Below are 16,194 nucleotides of genomic sequence, written 5' to 3' on the forward strand. Positions count from 1 at the left end.
GTCGTCTTCCCGGTGAAGATTTTGGCATTGGTACGTAGCTATGATGAAGCATTTAAAATTCTGGGTTTTTCTTTTGGTAGTCTTGCATTGGGGGATTGCGAGCGGGCAAAATGACACGGGTAATCTCCCGGGGACCATTCCGAAAGCGGCTGACGTGGGCGCCGCCAACCTGCCGGACACGATAGCGCGGATAAAAGCGCCGTTCCCGATGCCGGAGTTCAGCAAGCCTGTTTTTCCGGCATTAACTATCAGCATTATCGACAAAGGTGCCCGTCAGGGAGCTATGGTGACGAAGGCGATACAAGCCGCAATTGATGAGGCTGCGCGGAAAAAGGGAGGGACGGTGATCGTCCCGCCTGGTGTATGGAAAACCGGCCGCATTAGTTTGAAAAGTAATGTGAATCTGCATTTGAGCGAAGGAGCGGAGCTGCATTTCAGTGCGGAAATCGAGGATTACCTGCCCGCTGTGTTCACGCGGAACGAAGGCGTGGAGCTGATGTCGCTCGGGGCGCTTATATATGCCAACGGGCAGGAGAATATCGCGGTTACCGGGAAGGGCAAGCTCGTGGGGCCGCCCGATGGTCCGCTCAGGAAGCGGTATATGAATGTGGATGTGATCGAAAAAGTGGTACCGGCCGATAAGCCTGTTCACGAGCGTGTTTATGAAGGGAAGGACGGCGGTTTTATATTTCCGCCGATGTTTATCTCGCCCATTAATTGCAAAAAGGTATATATAGAAGGCATTACTCTCGAAAATACGCCATTCTGGAATGTGGTGCCGGTGTATTGCGACCATGTGATTATCCGGGGCATTACCGTGCGTTCGGTAGGTATTCCGCGCGGCGACGGGATCGATATCGAATCTTCGCGGAATGTGCTCATTGAGTACTGTACGCTCAGCTGCGGCGACGATTGCTTTACGATCAAAGCCGGGCGTGGGGATGACGGTATCCGGGTGAACAAGCCGACCGAGAATGTCGTGATCCGCCATTGCCTCGCACGCGAGGGACACGGGGGCATTACGTGCGGGAGCGAAACGGCCGGGATGATCCGCAATGTCTATGTGCACGATTGTGTTTTTGATGATACCGACACGGGTCTGCGGTTCAAAACCCGCCGCTCGCGCGCTGGCGGCGGCGATAACCTCACGTACGAGCGCATCCGCATGATCCTGCGCGGCGATGCGGTGAAATTCGATATGCTCGGCAGCCGGCAATATGTGGGCGAGCTTGCCGAGCGCTTGCCTGCACGGCCGGTGGACAAGCTCACACCGGCATACCGCAATATCACAGCCCGGTTCATTATCGTCGAGAAAGCCAGAACTTTTATCGATATCACCGGCATTCCCGAGTCGCCGGCCTCGAACCTATTGATCGAAAATGCATTGGTCAATGCGAAAACGGCTTTTAAGGCGAGCGACGCCGAGGGGATCACGATCCGCGCGGCGTCGATTACCGTGACGGACACCCTCATGCGTGCGCTGGATGTTCGGAATGTGCTTTTTCAAAAAGTGTATTTCAACATTCCGGGAAGAAAACTGGCAATGGATATTCAGGGCCGTAATTCCGGAAATATCCGGTTCATCGGGTGCGTACCGGATAAGCCCGAGGGATTGAACTGAGCCTGGTCAATTCGCCAGGCCGTTCACCTCGATAATGGCATCGGCGAATGCCCGCGGCGCTTCCTGCGGCAGGTTATGCCCCGCACCTTTCACCACGTGGTGTACATGCTTGCCGGTAGACTTGCGGGCGAATGCCGAACCGTCGCCTGCCGGTACCACACCGTCCGAATCGCCGTCGAGGGTTACCGTCGGAACTGAAATGGCCGGTCCGGCTGCCAGTTTTTGCTCGATATCATCGTATTGTTTCTCGCCTGGCTCGATACTTAACCGCCAGCGGTAGTTGTGGATCACGATATCCGCATAATCGGGATTTTTGAACGATTCGGCCGAGCGGTCGTAAGTAGCCTGGTCGAAGGCCCATTTGGGCGATACATTTTTCCAGATCAGTTTGTTGAAGTCGTACCAGTTGGCCGTGTAGCCTTTCTGGCCGCGGTCGGTGGCGAAATAGTATTGGTACCACCAGCCCCATTCGGCGGCGGGCGACAACGGCTGCTGGTTTCTTTCGAGGTTATTGATGAGGTACCCATTCACGGACACCATTCCTTTCACGCGTTCAGGCCAGAGCGCGGCGATAATGTTCGCCGTACGTGCGCCCCAATCGAAGCCGCCGAGGATAGCCTGCTTGATTTGGAGTGCGTCCATAAGGGCGATAATGTCCAGCGCTACGGCCGCCTGCTGTCCATTCCGGAAGGTCTTGTCGGACAGGAAACGGGTAGTGCCATGCCCGCGCAAGTGCGGTACGATGACCCGGTAGCCGGCCTGGGCGAGCAATGTTGCTGTTTCGGCATAGCTGTGGATGTCGTAAGGCCAGCCGTGCAGCAATATCACCGGCTGCCCGTTTGCCGGACCGGTTTCTGCGTAACCGACGTTCAGCACGCCCGCTTCTATTTGTTTGATTTCCCCGAATGCGTAGGTGATGCTGTCCGGCCGCGGATTGGCTTTCGCATTCGCCAGGGCTTTTGAAGGGAGTAGTTGTGAGGCGGCGAAAGTAAGTGCGGCGAGGCCAAGGAAGTTGCGGCGGCTGTATTTATTGCTAATTTCCATTTTATGTGCTGTTTAAGATTGATGGTTTGAATGTCCGGCGGGCGATTTCCCGTTTGGATGATTCAAAATTAGCTGCGCTTCCGCCGGGCAGGAACGGGAAATTGGCCGAACCGGACAAATCCGCAGGCGGGCTGGACAGCCCCGGCGCTGTGTTGGGCACGAAAAAAGCTGCTCACGGTTAAATGAGCAGCTTTTTTCACTATTTAATGCTTCGAACTTACTTATTCCACCACAAAGCAGTGGTAATATCGTCGTTGCCCTGCGCCTTCACAGCGTTCTGGTAGTTGGCCAGGTTCACACTCTGTTCTTTCGGCGGGTAATACAGGCGCTGCGGCACGCCTTCGCCGAACAACGGCTGAAACTTGTAGTCGGTCGTTTTGCCATCCGCTGTGCGGCTCCAAACGATATCGCCGGGCTTCACGAGGAAAGTAGGGTAGCCGGTGCGACGGATTTCGGCCCAGGCTTCGTCGCCCTGGGTGTATAGCGCCAGGTATTTCTGGTTCAATACATTGGCCTTGTCGGCTTTCGGGAGCGCGGCGAGGTAGGTAGTGATATCAGCTTGTGCAATGCCCCATTTTTGCAAAGATGCGGTCACGCCATTGATGTACTCCTGCTGGTCCCAGTTTTTGTATTCCGAAATCAGGAATGCTACCTCGGCATATTCCTGCAAAACCTCTCCATAATTGGCCGCATTCACCACGGTTCCTGGAAGGCTCACGTCAGTGGCGGTGAGCAGCCCCGCTGCTGCTACCGGAAGTCCGTATGGTTGACCTACATAATTACCCGCCGCATTTTTGGAAGCATACACCGCCAAGCGAGGGTCTTGCACTTCCACGGTTCCCAAATCGCCTTTCAGTACGTTGACGATCACGTGCGAGACGGCGAAATCTTTGCGGTTGGCCGTCACCGTGGCACGGTAGAGCGGCGCTTCGTTGGGCGCAAGCGACTGGTATTTAAATACTGCATTATCCGCATTCGAAGTGAAAACACCTTTTGCCAGGGCATCGTCGAAATGCGTTTTCGATTCGGCAGGCTGTTGCTTGCGGATGCGCGTCGCGATACGCAGGCGCAGGGAGTTTGCAAATTTGGCCCAAAGCTCGTTTTTGCCTTTGTAGATCACATCGTACGTGCCGAACGTCGTGGCGGTTTTGTATTTGGTGAGCGTGTCACCCGCCGCTTTCAGCTCGTTCAGAATGTCGAGGTAAATCTTTTGCTGGCTCGCGTAAGCAGGGCTCAGATTCTCCGGTTCCTGCTGCAATGCCTGAAAATCAGGGTCCTGGCTGCCGTACGACTGGTAGGGGATATTGCCAAAAACATCGGTCAGGTTTTGGAACGCATAGGCTTTCAGAATGCGCGCAATCGCGATCTGGTTCGCATTGGTACCCGCTGTTCCGGCGGTAGCGATGCTTTTGGTCGCAGGATCGGTATTCAGTTTGATGATCTCGTTGAGATTGTTCAGCGCCTTGTAGGCATTGCTCCAATAAGTATCCGAATACGAACGCGGAATGTCATACCGCGACTGATCGCTGTAAATGTTCTGGCTGTAATACTGCGCAAAAAGCTGCGAGCCGCGCAGGGAGCTGTTCTCGTTGCGGATGTTGTCGATCACCTGTTTCTCGGCCGAGAGCAGGATGGTGGTCGTAGTGACCGCGGTAGGACGGTTCGGGTCCTTATTGATGTCCTCGAAATGGCTGTCGGAGCAGCTGGCGAGCAATGCGCCGATGCCGAGGGTCAGAATGCCTTTTTGATATATGAACTTTTGCATGATTTTCATTTTGAGGTGGTTAGAACTTCACATTTACATTCAGGCCATACGTGGCAGGCACCGGAATGTTACCGCCTTCGAGGCCCTGGATGTTACCGCCGCCATTGGTGAACTCGGGGTCGATGTACTTGCTGGCGGTGTAAATGTTGGCCAGGTTACGACCGTAAACGCCGAAGTACACCTGCTTCACCGCCTTGCTGTTCAGCGCCAGGTTATATCCGAATGTGATTTCGCGGAGCTTCACAAATGTCGCGTCGAAGATCGTCTGCGGGGTAGGGCCGCTGTATTCCCCGCGTGACCATGCCTGCGCGGTAATGCGGGTGTCGTTCTGCGTGGTGTTGGTTACCTGGTAAGTGCCATCGGCATTGTAGGTAACGGTTCCTTTCACACCGTCGAGCACCACGCCGGTTTCACGCACGTTGTTGGCGGCGGTTTTGTCCAAAACACCTGCATACATCGCCACTTTGTAGGTTTGTGAGAAGAACTTGCCGCCTACGCGTCCGTCGACGAGGAAGCCGAGGTTGAAATGCTTGTAAGTAAAGTTGTTCTGGAAACCAAAGAGGTATTTCGGCAACACGCTTCCCAGCGGGGTAAGCTGCTGAGCCCGTTCGTAAGTTCCGTCGGCTTTGATCACCTTCTGGCCGTCGGCCGCGTATACGAAGTCATTGCCGAGGATTTGCCCGTAAGGTTGGCCCTCGCGCGCCACGAGCGTCACAAGGCTGTTGGCGAGCTGGAACGTGTTGATACCCGGCGCCAGCTCGATCACCTTGTTGCGGTTTCTCGACCAGTTGAGGCTCGAATTCCATTCAAAACCATTCGAGCGGACCGGCGTTCCGGTAAGCGTTATTTCGATACCCTTATTATTGATCTTACCTGCATTGATCACTTTCGAATCATAACCAAATGCCGACGACACCGGAATATTGATGATCTGGTTGCGGCTCACGTTGTCATAATAGGTAATGTCGAGGCCGACGCGGTTTTTCAGTGCCTGGATATTCAAACCCGCTTCCCATGAGCTGGTAATCTCCGGTTTCAGGAACTGGTTGTTCAGCTGTGCCGGCAGTTTGTAGGAAGGCAGGCCGTCGAACGACTGGCTCGCTTCGTAGGCGCGTTGCAGCTGGTAAGGATCGGTGTCGTTACCCACTTGTGCCCAGCCGAGGCGTACTTTCGCAAAATCCAGCCAGCTGATGTCCTTCACGCCGTTCAGTTCGCTGAGGATCAAACTTGTTGTCAATGAAGGATATGCAAATGAATTCCGGTTCAAGGGTAATGTTGAGGACCAGTCATTACGCAGCGTTCCATCGAGGAAGAGCAGGCTTTTCCAGCCCAGCGAGAAGCTACCGAAAATGGAGCTGATCTGCTTCCGGTAAGCGTTCGAGTTCACGAGCACCGAGCTCGCATTTTTCAGGTTGTAGTATTCAGGAATGATCAATCCGCCTTGCGTAACGGCGTCGCTGATGCGGCGGCGCTGGCTCATGATGTTCCCACCCGCATTCACATTCAACGAAATATCTCCCCAGCTCTTGGTCGCCGATGCGAGCAATTCGTAGTTGAATTCGCTGAAATTGTTGTTGTATTCCTGGTACTGAGACTGCGTCCGCGAATAGACGGCAATGCGGTCCTGGTATTGGTACTGGTACACATCCGCATTGACTTTTCCGCTCAGTTTGAGCCAGCTGTTCACGTCGTACACTACACCCACGTTGCCGTAGAAACGGTCGCGGTTTTCTTCCAAATAGCTTTGGTATGCCGACCAGTACGGGTTATCGATGAATTTCGCGGCCTCACCGGCAGGGGTGTCCTGGTAGCCCGAGCGGTTCCAGAGGATCTGGCTGCCGTCGGCACGTTTGTAGTTTTTCAGCTTCTCGTAATCCACCTGCACCTGTCCCCACTGGAATGCTTCCAGGATGATATTCCGGTTGGTAGCACCCGTCCATGGCCGGCCGGTCGACTGGTTTTTGATATAATTGAAGTTATTGTAAAACTTGAACTTGCCTGCTGTCGTCGAACCCGAGAAGTTGATCGAGTTACGTTTCAGCGACGAGTTGGGTACAGTACCTTTTACATTTTTATTGGTAAACGAAATGCGGTAGGTCGAGTTCGCATTGCCGCCGCTCACCGCCAGGCTGTTGGTATTGGAAACGCCGGTTTCGAAGAAAGTATGTACGTCGTTTTTGGGATAAGCCCACGGCTGCGGTTTCAGGTATTCGGCGGTGTTCTCGGGATCGAGGTTATACCAATGCAATACGGGTGTACCGTCCAGTTTCGGGCCCCAGCTTTCGTCCACCGCATATTCCGCGATGTTATACTCCGAGCCATTGATGGTCGCTTTCTGGAAAGTGCTCGAAAAGCCACCGCCGTACAGCTTCTGACGCTTCGGCAGGCGCACGATGTTTTCGAACTCTACGCCGGTATTGAGCGTGATATTCACTTTGCTGTTTTCCTTGCCCTTTTTGGTGGTGATCAAAATCACACCGTTGGCAGCGCGGGTACCGTACAATGCGGCCGCGGATGGCCCTTTCAGTACGGAGATGTTCTCGATATCATCGGGGTTCAGGTCCTGGATCATGTTACCCACGTCCTTCCCGCCGCTTCCTGCGCTGGTTGCCGCGCTGTTCAGGTCGGCATTGTCGATCGGCGTGCCGTCGATCACGTACAAAGGCTGGTTATTACCCGAAATGGAGTTGATCCCGCGCAGCAACACACGCGACGAACCGCCCATGTTACCACCCGAGGTAACCACCTGCAAGCCGGCTACTTTTCCGGATAATGCGCTCAGCGCATTGGTAGGGCGTGTCTGCAATGCCTCGCCTTTTACTTCCTGCACCGCATATCCGAGCGCGCGCTTCTCGCGTGAGATGCCCAATGCCGTTACCACCACTTCGTTCAGGATCTTCGCGTCCTGTTTCAGGGCGATAGCGATTTTGTCGCTGTTACCTACGGCCACTTCCTGGGTAACGTAGCCGATAAATGAAATCACGAGCACAGGCGATTCGCCGTTGACGTCGAGGCTGAAAGTGCCGTTCGCGTCGGTCAATGTGCCGGTGGATGATCCTTTGATGGTGACGGACGCGCCGGGAAGACCGCTTGCGTCATTGGCGTCGGTGACAGTGCCGGTGACGGTCCGCTGCTGCGCATGCGCGAGCCCGGTCGCAAGTAAAGTCACCAGGATGAAGTAGATAAATCTCGTTTTCATGAATTGTATTTTGGTGAGGATTCGTTGATTTTGCTGTTTTGAAATTTTCTCCTGTTTTTGGCTAAATAATATTAAAATTGATTTTCTGTAAACCTGATTTTGTGAAATTAAATTCCGTAAAATCCATCAAAATGAAGTTATTGTAAAGTTTGTATTATTAAATATTTTGTAAATGTATTAAAAATGAATTAAAACACTTAATATCTATCGGAATAATAGATTAAAATATTAGAAAGGTAAAAATTGGATTGTTCCAAGTCTGGTGATTTTTCTGGTGAATAGGTGCAGCCAAGGCGGAGTGTTTGCTCCGGAACCCATTCATTCCCTTGGAAATACGGTTCGTCAACTGCCCCGTAACATTTATTTAACACGAAAGATAATCGGCATAGTAGTCCGTTACGCCAGTGGTAAAGTATCCTCTACATACCGCGACAGTCATACAGGATGTCAGTTTCAAGGGCTCAAATATTGATTGAAAAGCTGATCAGCAACCGTCTTTCGGCGGAGGAACTGTCTGAATTGCTCGCCGGCACACACGATGAGGCTGTGCAGCAGGCCTATTCGGATGCGCTGGAAATGTACTTCAATCGATTGCTTGCTGAGGAGTCGGACAAACGGCGCAGCCTGCCTGACTAGAAGCGGTATAAAAGAACTGTATTTATTACCTACTCGCCTAATACTAATACTATGAGATCAAAGGCTACCCTGAAAACGGCGGCACGATGTATGTTGGCCGCACTCTGTCTGTCCGTCCCGGCGGCCGGCTCCCCGGATATGGCAGCCCGGGCAGAAGTTCCGGGCAAAAATGCACTCCTTCCTGTGGCCGACAGGATTAAAGGAAAAGTTACTTCGGCTGTCGACGGTTCGCCGATTCCGGGCGTGAACGTGCTCGTGAAGGGTACCCAGATTGGTACTACTACCGATGCATCGGGCGATTTTTCACTCGATGTGGATGCTAAAAACGCAGTGCTCGTATTCTCCTATATCGGCTTCAATACTACCGAGGTGACAGTGGGTGGCAAAAGTGTGGTGGATGTGACCTTGTCCGAAAACGTGGCCACTTTGCAGGAAGCTGTGGTAACCGCGTTGGGTATCAAGCGTGACACCCGCTCGCTGGGTTACAATGTGGGTAAAATCGAAGGCCGCGAGGTGGCTAACGTGGCCAACGAAAACGTATTGACGTCGCTCTCCGGCCGTGTTTCGGGTGTTTCCATTAACCAGACCAGCGGTGTAGGTTCGTCGATCAGCATCGTCATCCGCGGTGCGGCTTCTTTGAAGAACAACCAGCCGTTGTTCGTAGTCGATGGCGTGCCGCTGGCCAACAGCCTGGCGAACGTCAGTGAAAAAGGAAGCGGCAACAAGGTCGATTACGGTAACGCGATTTCCGATATTAACCCCGACGATATTGAAAGCATGTCGGTATTGAAAGGCCCGAGCGCGGCGGCATTGTACGGCTCGCGCGCCGGTAACGGGGTGATCCTGATCACCACCAAGTCGGGCAAGAAGGGCAAGGGCCTCGGCGTATCGTTTTCGACATCGAACGTGTTCGAAACGCCTTACCGCTTCCTCGATCTGCATTATAAATATGCCAATGGCGAGCGTCCGTTCCAGTTGGATGAGTCGTCGGCTTACTGGGGCGGTCTGCCGCTGGATGCCGGCAACAAGGAAGTGCAGTGGAATTCGCCCGTCGGTGCCGATGGCAAGCAGATTCCCACCGAGCTGAAATCGTATAAGAATAATATGAAGAACTTCCTTCAAACAGGAATCACTTCTACCAATAACCTGACCGTTTCGGGTTCTACCGACAAGGCTACCTACCGGATTTCATACAATAATATGAGTAACCGCGGCCTGATCCCGAACTCGGACCTTTACCGGAATGCGTTGAGTTCGGCATTGACGTTCGATATGTCAAAGAACCTCAAACTGAGCTCTAACATCAACTTCGTTCGTTCGAACTCCAACAGCCGTCCGCAGACCTCGGAGCGCGACGGTAACCCGTTGCAAGCGGTGTATTACTCGCCAAGCTACGACGTCCGCGACCTGAAAGGCGTATGGAAGCCCGGCCGCGAGGAAATCGAGCAGCTGACTGTGGCGCCGGGTGAAACCGACAACCCCTATTTTCTGGCAAAGCACCTCACGAATGCCTACACGCGTGACCGCCTGTACGGGAACATTAAACTCGACTGGACGATCGCTCCGGGCCTGACGGCATTTGTGCGCTATGCGCATGATATGTACGACGAAGACCGTGAGACCAAAATTCCATGGAGCTACAAAAGCATGGCCAAAGGCGGATATTACCTCGAAAACGTAGGCCGGAACGAAGGTAATGCCGACTTCCTCGTGACGAAGACGATCAAGACACGTGATTTTGACATCAGCATCTCGGGCGGTGGTAACATCATGCAGCAAAAAGGAAACAGCTCCAACCTGGGAGGCCGCGACCTTTCTGTGCCTGGTTTGTACAACATCTCCAACATTCCTGTCGCCAACCGCCTCGTGGGTAACAGCAGCTATAAAAAGTCGATTTACAGCTTGTACGCGACGGGTTCTATCGGTTTCAAGAACCAGCTTTACCTGGATCTTACCGCGCGTAACGACTGGTCGAGTACTTTGCCTGAATCGAACCGTTCGTACTTCTATCCTTCGGCATCCCTCAGCTGGCTGGCTAGTACTACCTTCAATATGCCGTCGTATATTACCATGCTGAAATTCCGCGGAGGCTGGGCACAGGTGGGTAATGATACGGATCCTTATCAGCTGTATCCAAACCTGGGAACCGGCAGCTGGGGTAACGTCGTGACTGCGAACCTGGGCGGAACGCTGCTCAACCCGACATTGCTTCCCGAGATCGCTACTTCCAGCGAAGGGGGTGTTGACCTTAATATGTTCAACAACCGCCTGCGCTTTGACCTGACTTACTACGACCGCGCCAACACGAACCAGATCTTCACTGTTCCAATGGCTCCTTCAACGGGCTATGAGTCCAAGAATATCAATGCCGGTAAACTTGTAAGCCGTGGCTGGGAGATTGGCCTCGGTGGTACGCCAATCAGTAATCTCAACGGCTGGACGCTCGATGTGAATGCGAATTTCAGCCGCAACCGAGTGACTGTAAAAGAGCTGGCGCCTAACTTCCCGTATTTCGAACAATGGGGTGAAAACGGTGCGGGTGCATATACCTACGTGGGCGAGCAGATCGGTAACATTTACAGCCGCGGCTTCGCAACCGTTACCGACCCGAACTCGCCTTATTACCGCTGGCCAATCATCGCCTATGATGGCGAAGGCGGCGATATGGACTGGCAGTCGCTCGGCGGCCGTGATAACAACGTGAAGGTAGGTAACTATAACCCCGATTTTATGGTGGGCGGTCAGGTTAACCTTTCTTACAAGCGCTTCTCGCTCGGTTTGAGCCTCGACTGGCGCCAGGGTGGTGAATTCATGTCGTTCACTTACCGCTATGGCGAATCCGACTGGAAATCGCAGCGCCAGATCGATAATCTGATCCCGGGCAGCCTTTATTCACCTGATCAGCTGGTGGCATTGCTAAAATCGGATCCTGAAAAATACATTATCCCGCAAAATGGAAACTTCCCGCGGGTAGGAGGGCACACGGCCGCTACCGGTGGTTTCGGAGCTGACGGCGACGGTGCATTCATCCCGGGTGTTTGGGAAGATAAGGATGGTAACTACCACGAGTGGTTGGGCGGTGCCGGTACCAAATACATGCCGATCACGGCCATGTACCCTTGGAGCTTCAACCAGCAGGTGACTTTCGACGCGTCGTTCGTCAAGCTGCGTGAAATTACATTGACCTACCGGATCCCGACGCTTTTCAATTCGATCCGCAATGCGAGCTTGTCGCTGTACACCCGGAACATCATGCTCTGGAATGCGGCCAAGATCGGTATCGATCCGGAGCGTGCATTCTGGGCAGATCCCAGCAAAGGTGGTTTCCGCCAGGGTATCGAACGTCAGAACGTGATGCCATGGACGATTCCATTCGGTTTCAAGCTCAATTTCGATTTCTGATTCATTCCTGAAAATTCAAAGCGATGAAAATTTTTAAATATATCCCCAAAGTCGTTTTCGTGTTGGCCGTGCTGGTTGCTTCGTCCTGTAAGGAAAGCCTCACGGAAATCAATGAAAACCCGAATGGCGTCGACCCGAACACCGCCAATCCTAATTTGCTCATGCCGACCGTCATGTCGGGTGTGGGTACGCAATACCTGAAACTGGGTTACGGCCGTATCGCGGGTGTGGTGCAGCACACGCAGGAGGACGCCTGGAAAGATGGTTTCAATGATTACAACTGGACCGAGGAGGATGATGAGTGGAAAGCATGGTACGGTTTCCTGCGAAACAACAACCTGCTCTACAAACGCTCGGTCGAAATGGGTTATACCTTCCACCAGGGTGTGGCGCTCACGATGAAAGCATTCATTTTCGGAACCATTGCCGATTTGTGGGGTGATGCGCCCTATACCAATGCATTGAAAGGCGATGCGGGTGAAATGCTGCCTGCATTCGATAGCCAGGAGGTGATTTACAAAGGCATTATCGAGGACTTGAAACAGGCTTCGTCACTGCTCGCTACCGCCGACGTTTCTACGTACGCGCCGGGTTATGATGTGTATTACAATGGCGATAAGCTGAAATGGCAGAAGTTTGCCAACTCGCTGCTGCTGCGCTACTACATGCGGGTGTCGGCCAAGTTGCCCGACGTTGCCAAAGCCGGTATCGAGCAGATCTATACTTCGGGTATTTATCTGAAAGAGGCATCCGACGACGCGGTAATGGACTATATCGGCACGGCTTCCGGTGATTCATGGCCTACTGCCACTGCATTCGACGTAAGCCAGTCGAACTGGCGTAGAAGACGCCCTGCCGCTGCATTACTGAACACTATGGTGGCCAGCAGTGACCCGCGCCTGAAAGTGTGGTTCCAGCCGGTGCACGTACGCTGGGTATCCGATGCTACCCTGAAAACCGGTGTGGATGAGTTCATCCGCAAAGATGGCGTGATCCAGACCGGTGTGAAGTCGCTTACGGAGCAGGAGCTGCGTGCCGAAATTACGGCTGGCCATAAGTTTACCCGCCATTTCAATCCTACTACTTACAAGCCTGCCCGCCCCGATTTGTTCAACGGCCCGCTCAATACCGGCGAATATGTGGGTGTCCCGGCCGGTATGATCGATCCGACCTACTATAATGAAAACCCGACGACCGGTCAGCAGGTACAGAACCAGCACGCTTCGCAGCTGAGCTATGCCTACCAGGGCTCGAAAGGTGGTTTGTTAAAAGCCCGCCTGGCGTCTGCGGCGGAAAGCGCATTCATCCTCGCCGAAGCGGCGCAAAAGGGGTGGGCTACTGGCGGTGCCGAAGTACATTATAATAATGGTATCAAACAATCGCTCCAAACCTGGGGTGTGGCCGATCAATACGATGCCTATGTGAAAGCAGTGGCTTACAAGGGCACATTGGCCCAGATTATGGAGCAGAAATGGATCGCCAGCTGGACAACGGCCACCGAAGCATGGTTCGATTATCGCCGTACCGCACTGCCGGTGCTCGTGCCGGGTCTTGCGCCGGTTTCCCGCGCATTGCCGCTCCGTTTCATTTACAGTAATAATGAATTGAACAACAACGGCGACAACGTCCGGAGTGCGATCGAGAAGCTGGAAGAGACCAATTTCTCCGGCCCGCGCAAGAAAAACAGCCAATGGTCGAAGCCCTGGCTAGTGCAGGGAACGGGCAAACCGTGGTAGAATGAATTTTCGGACGTGGGGTGAAACATTTCATCCCACGTTTCCTGATGTTCGCCCCAAGGCTAGGGTTATTTGCCCCATACTATCGAATTAATTATGCTGAATTCGCGGAGTTTGGCGTAATTGCCGGTGACAATGAATAATCCAGCACCCGTTTTTGAAAGCGGCCCTTTTCGGAGGGTCGCTTTCTTTTTTGCTAATTTGCGTGTCAGCAAAGCCGTTTTGAATGTTCCCGATTGCTTTTCATCCCGTTTTCAAATACCCCGTGCCGGAAGGTCATCGCTTTCCGATGGATAAATATGAATTGCTGCCTTTGCAGCTCCTGCGTGAGGGCATTGCGGAGGAGTCCGACTTTTTTAGCCCCGAACCCATTGATATGCCCCCCGTGTACGCTGCGCACGATCGCGCATACGCCGACCGCTTCGTGGCCGGTATGCTCAGTCGTCAGGAGATGCGCCGTATCGGATTCGAGCAGACTCCCACGCTCGTGGAGCGGGAGCTGCGCATTGCCCGCGGGACCCTGGATGGCGCACTCAAAGCATTTGAAGCGGGTATTGCCTTCAATATCGCCGGCGGCACGCACCACGCTTCCCGTGACGCAGGCGAGGGTTTTTGCATGATCAACGATCAGGCTGTTGCTGCTCAATACCTGGTGGATCATGGAAAGGCTGGAAAAGTGCTCATCGCAGATCTGGATGTGCACCAGGGGAATGGTACGGCCGATATTTTTGCCAACGAGCCGCGTGTTTTTACATTCTCGATGCACGCGAAGAACAATTATCCATTCCGCAAGAAAAAGAGCGATCTCGACGTGGAGCTGCCGGATCGCATTGATGACAATGCCTACCTTGCCCTGCTCCGCGAAACATTTCCCAATCTCATAGAACGCGTCAAGCCGGATTTTATCTTCTACCAGGCCGGTGTCGATATCCTGGCAACCGACAAACTTGGAAGGCTCTCATGCACGATCGATGGCTGCCGCCAACGCGACGAAATCGTCCTTCAAACCGCGTACCGGCTGGGTATACCGGTCCAGTGCAGCATGGGTGGCGGTTACTCCCCTCATATCAAAACGATCATCGAAGCCCACGCGAATACTTACCGGGTTGCGAAGCAGCTGTAATTTTCAGAAAAGGAAGAAGTAAACGGCAGGTTATTTATTCTTTATATAAAAGTTAATTATATAATTTAATTTAACTTGTTCGTGATGAAGTCAAACTGGTCATTTTCTGCACTGATTTTTTTCTTCTTATGCATTTGCTGCACTCCGGTTTTGGTCAACGGTCAGAGCGATCGACTGATCAACCAATTGAAGCGCCAGGTTGTGGCGCTGGATTCGGTCAGCCTTGCAGGGGAAAATAATGTAAATGCCATCAGCAAAGCATTGCCATCGAAATTTCAGGTTTTGGGAATAGGGGAGCAGTCGCATGGTACCTCGGAGTTCTTCGCGGCCCGGTTGCTGCTGATCAAGGCGCTGGCTGCTGATCCCGCATTTACGAAAATCGGTTTGGAAGCACCGATGGCCGAAGTCGATCAATTGAATGACTACCTGCTGGAAGGCCGTGGGGACTTGAAAGTGATTTTGCGGTCGTTCAGGTTGTATAGCTATGAATGCACGGAGTTTGTGGATTTGGTGGAGAGCGTCGGTCGTATCGGTAAAGCACGCGGAAAAGCCATTCGTTTCTTTGGTTTTGATATGCAAAGCCCGTTTCGGTCGCTACAAAACCTGCGGGATTCCGGCGTTGCCAGCGACATTTCAGACTCGCTGAAAAACCTCATGCATTATTATGAATTGCTTAATAATGAGGTTTATAATCATAGTTTCAGTGCGACAGATTTTGCTGAATTGAAAACATTAAGCGATCAGGTACTGGTCAAAATGTCAGGCAAAGCTGAGGGCAGCGAGCTGGTTAGGAAAAGCATTCGTAACTACCGGCAATTCCTGCTGCTCAACGATTCACGATATGCCCACGCGATGGACGTACAATCGGAAATAAGGGATTCGCTGATGGCCGAGAACGTATTGGCGGAAATGGAGCCAGGCAAAAAGATGGTGATTCTCGCGCATAATGCGCATTTGCAGCGCACACCCAACATCTTTTCAAAAAGTACCGGCTCGTATCTGGCTAGGAAATTGGCGGGTTCCTATCAATGCGTGGGGCTGACAACCTCCTATGGTTTTTACACGGCATTTAACCCGAAAGCGGGCCATATCACGGATAAAAACAATGTCTTCGCCGGTGACAGTACCACCTGGGAATATCATTTCTCGAAACTCGCGCAGCCGGTATTCTTTTTCGGTACCGGAGCTTTGAAGCAACAAATACAGGGTACTCTTTTGCCCGGCCGGTACAGGCTGCTGGCTTACGGTCTGGCCGATAACCAGTTTTTCGACGGCGCTCTTATCAATGATTTCGATTATATTCTTCACATCCGCCAGACATCCGGAAATCAAAGTGTCTATCTTAAATAGTTCAATTTGTAAAATTGTATTTATTTGATATTTTGAATCTTCACTTTGCCGGATTCTGATTTGTGAATTCGGGGGCCGTCTGATAAGATGACCGCATGGCTAGCCAAAATTTTCATCCCGATTTTAGTAAAACACCTTTTGGAAAATGCGTTCGGATATCGATGCGCATGGGCTTCTGCTGATGGGCTGTTCAACCGTTGATTTGCTTTCCCGGGATGCAGCCAGAGAGCGTGGCGGCATTCCCGGAATAGTCCCCCGGTTCGTTTGTAGAGAACAATAAATACTTTGGGTTCTGAATCGAATTTTTAAAGTTTTTCT

9 protein-coding genes are annotated in these 16,194 nt (G+C 52.6%); 6 read left to right on the top strand and 3 right to left on the bottom strand.

What is annotated here, in order from left to right:
- Positions 1–40: 40 nt before the first annotated feature.
- Entirely contained in the window at positions 41–1,621 is a 1,581-nt protein-coding gene (locus tag CLV60_RS06880) for a glycoside hydrolase family 28 protein (RefSeq protein ID WP_229210852.1), read from the top strand.
- 6 nt (positions 1,622–1,627) lie between these two features.
- On the opposite strand, the gene CLV60_RS06885 is transcribed toward CLV60_RS06880, so the two are convergent.
- From CLV60_RS06885 to CLV60_RS06895, 3 genes are all read right to left on the bottom strand, one after another.
- The gene (locus tag CLV60_RS06885) at positions 1,628–2,665 is read right to left on the bottom strand and encodes an alpha/beta fold hydrolase (protein WP_106594640.1); all 1,038 of its coding nucleotides are present in this window, start codon (positions 2,663–2,665) and stop codon (positions 1,628–1,630) included.
- Positions 2,666–2,882: 217 nt separating this feature from the next.
- The gene (locus tag CLV60_RS06890) at positions 2,883–4,430 is read right to left on the bottom strand and encodes a SusD/RagB family nutrient-binding outer membrane lipoprotein (RefSeq protein ID WP_106594948.1); all 1,548 of its coding nucleotides are present in this window, start codon (positions 4,428–4,430) and stop codon (positions 2,883–2,885) included.
- Positions 4,431–4,449: 19 nt separating this feature from the next.
- Positions 4,450–7,629: a SusC/RagA family TonB-linked outer membrane protein gene (locus tag CLV60_RS06895; protein WP_106594641.1), complete on the bottom strand. Its 3,180-nt coding sequence runs from the start codon at positions 7,627–7,629 to the stop codon at positions 4,450–4,452.
- Positions 7,630–8,073: 444 nt separating this feature from the next.
- On the opposite strand from CLV60_RS06895, the gene CLV60_RS06900 reads away from it, so the two are divergent.
- From CLV60_RS06900 to CLV60_RS06920, 5 genes are all read left to right on the top strand, one after another.
- Positions 8,074–8,265 (top strand): hypothetical protein, encoded by a 192-nt coding sequence (locus CLV60_RS06900; protein WP_106594642.1) that lies wholly within the window; start codon positions 8,074–8,076, stop codon positions 8,263–8,265.
- A gap of 90 nt (positions 8,266–8,355) precedes the next feature.
- On the top strand, positions 8,356–11,667 hold the full coding sequence (locus CLV60_RS06905; RefSeq protein ID WP_229210853.1) for a SusC/RagA family TonB-linked outer membrane protein: 3,312 nt from the start codon (positions 8,356–8,358) through the stop codon (positions 11,665–11,667).
- A 23-nt stretch (positions 11,668–11,690) separates the two neighbouring features.
- The gene (locus CLV60_RS06910) at positions 11,691–13,403 is read left to right on the top strand and encodes a SusD/RagB family nutrient-binding outer membrane lipoprotein (protein WP_106594644.1); all 1,713 of its coding nucleotides are present in this window, start codon (positions 11,691–11,693) and stop codon (positions 13,401–13,403) included.
- A 226-nt stretch (positions 13,404–13,629) separates the two neighbouring features.
- A complete protein-coding gene (locus CLV60_RS06915) occupies positions 13,630–14,526 on the top strand; it encodes a histone deacetylase family protein (RefSeq protein WP_106594645.1) in 897 nt (298 codons plus the stop codon).
- Between the two features lie 186 nt (positions 14,527–14,712).
- Entirely contained in the window at positions 14,713–15,876 is a 1,164-nt protein-coding gene (locus CLV60_RS06920; RefSeq protein ID WP_170118726.1) for an erythromycin esterase family protein, read from the top strand.
- Positions 15,877–16,194: the final 318 nt, after the last annotated feature.

Source organism: Dyadobacter jiangsuensis, from assembly GCF_003014695.1.
In the GTDB taxonomy this organism is placed as follows: domain Bacteria; phylum Bacteroidota; class Bacteroidia; order Cytophagales; family Spirosomataceae; genus Dyadobacter; species Dyadobacter jiangsuensis.

Bases quoted from the DNA above. Each gene is read 5' to 3' on its own strand.
- CLV60_RS06900 (WP_106594642.1), top strand. From the start codon at position 8,074: ATGTCAGTTTCAAGGGCTCAAATATTGATTGAAAAGCTGATCAGCAAC.
- CLV60_RS06890 (WP_106594948.1), bottom strand. From the start codon at position 4,430: ATGCAAAAGTTCATATATCAAAAAGGCATTCTGACCCTCGGCATCGGC.
- CLV60_RS06910 (WP_106594644.1), top strand. From the start codon at position 11,691: ATGAAAATTTTTAAATATATCCCCAAAGTCGTTTTCGTGTTGGCCGTG.
- CLV60_RS06905 (WP_229210853.1), top strand. From the start codon at position 8,356: ATGTTGGCCGCACTCTGTCTGTCCGTCCCGGCGGCCGGCTCCCCGGAT.
- CLV60_RS06915 (WP_106594645.1), top strand. From the start codon at position 13,630: ATGTTCCCGATTGCTTTTCATCCCGTTTTCAAATACCCCGTGCCGGAA.
- CLV60_RS06880 (WP_229210852.1), top strand. From the start codon at position 41: ATGATGAAGCATTTAAAATTCTGGGTTTTTCTTTTGGTAGTCTTGCAT.
- CLV60_RS06895 (WP_106594641.1), bottom strand. From the start codon at position 7,629: ATGAAAACGAGATTTATCTACTTCATCCTGGTGACTTTACTTGCGACC.
- CLV60_RS06885 (WP_106594640.1), bottom strand. From the start codon at position 2,665: ATGGAAATTAGCAATAAATACAGCCGCCGCAACTTCCTTGGCCTCGCC.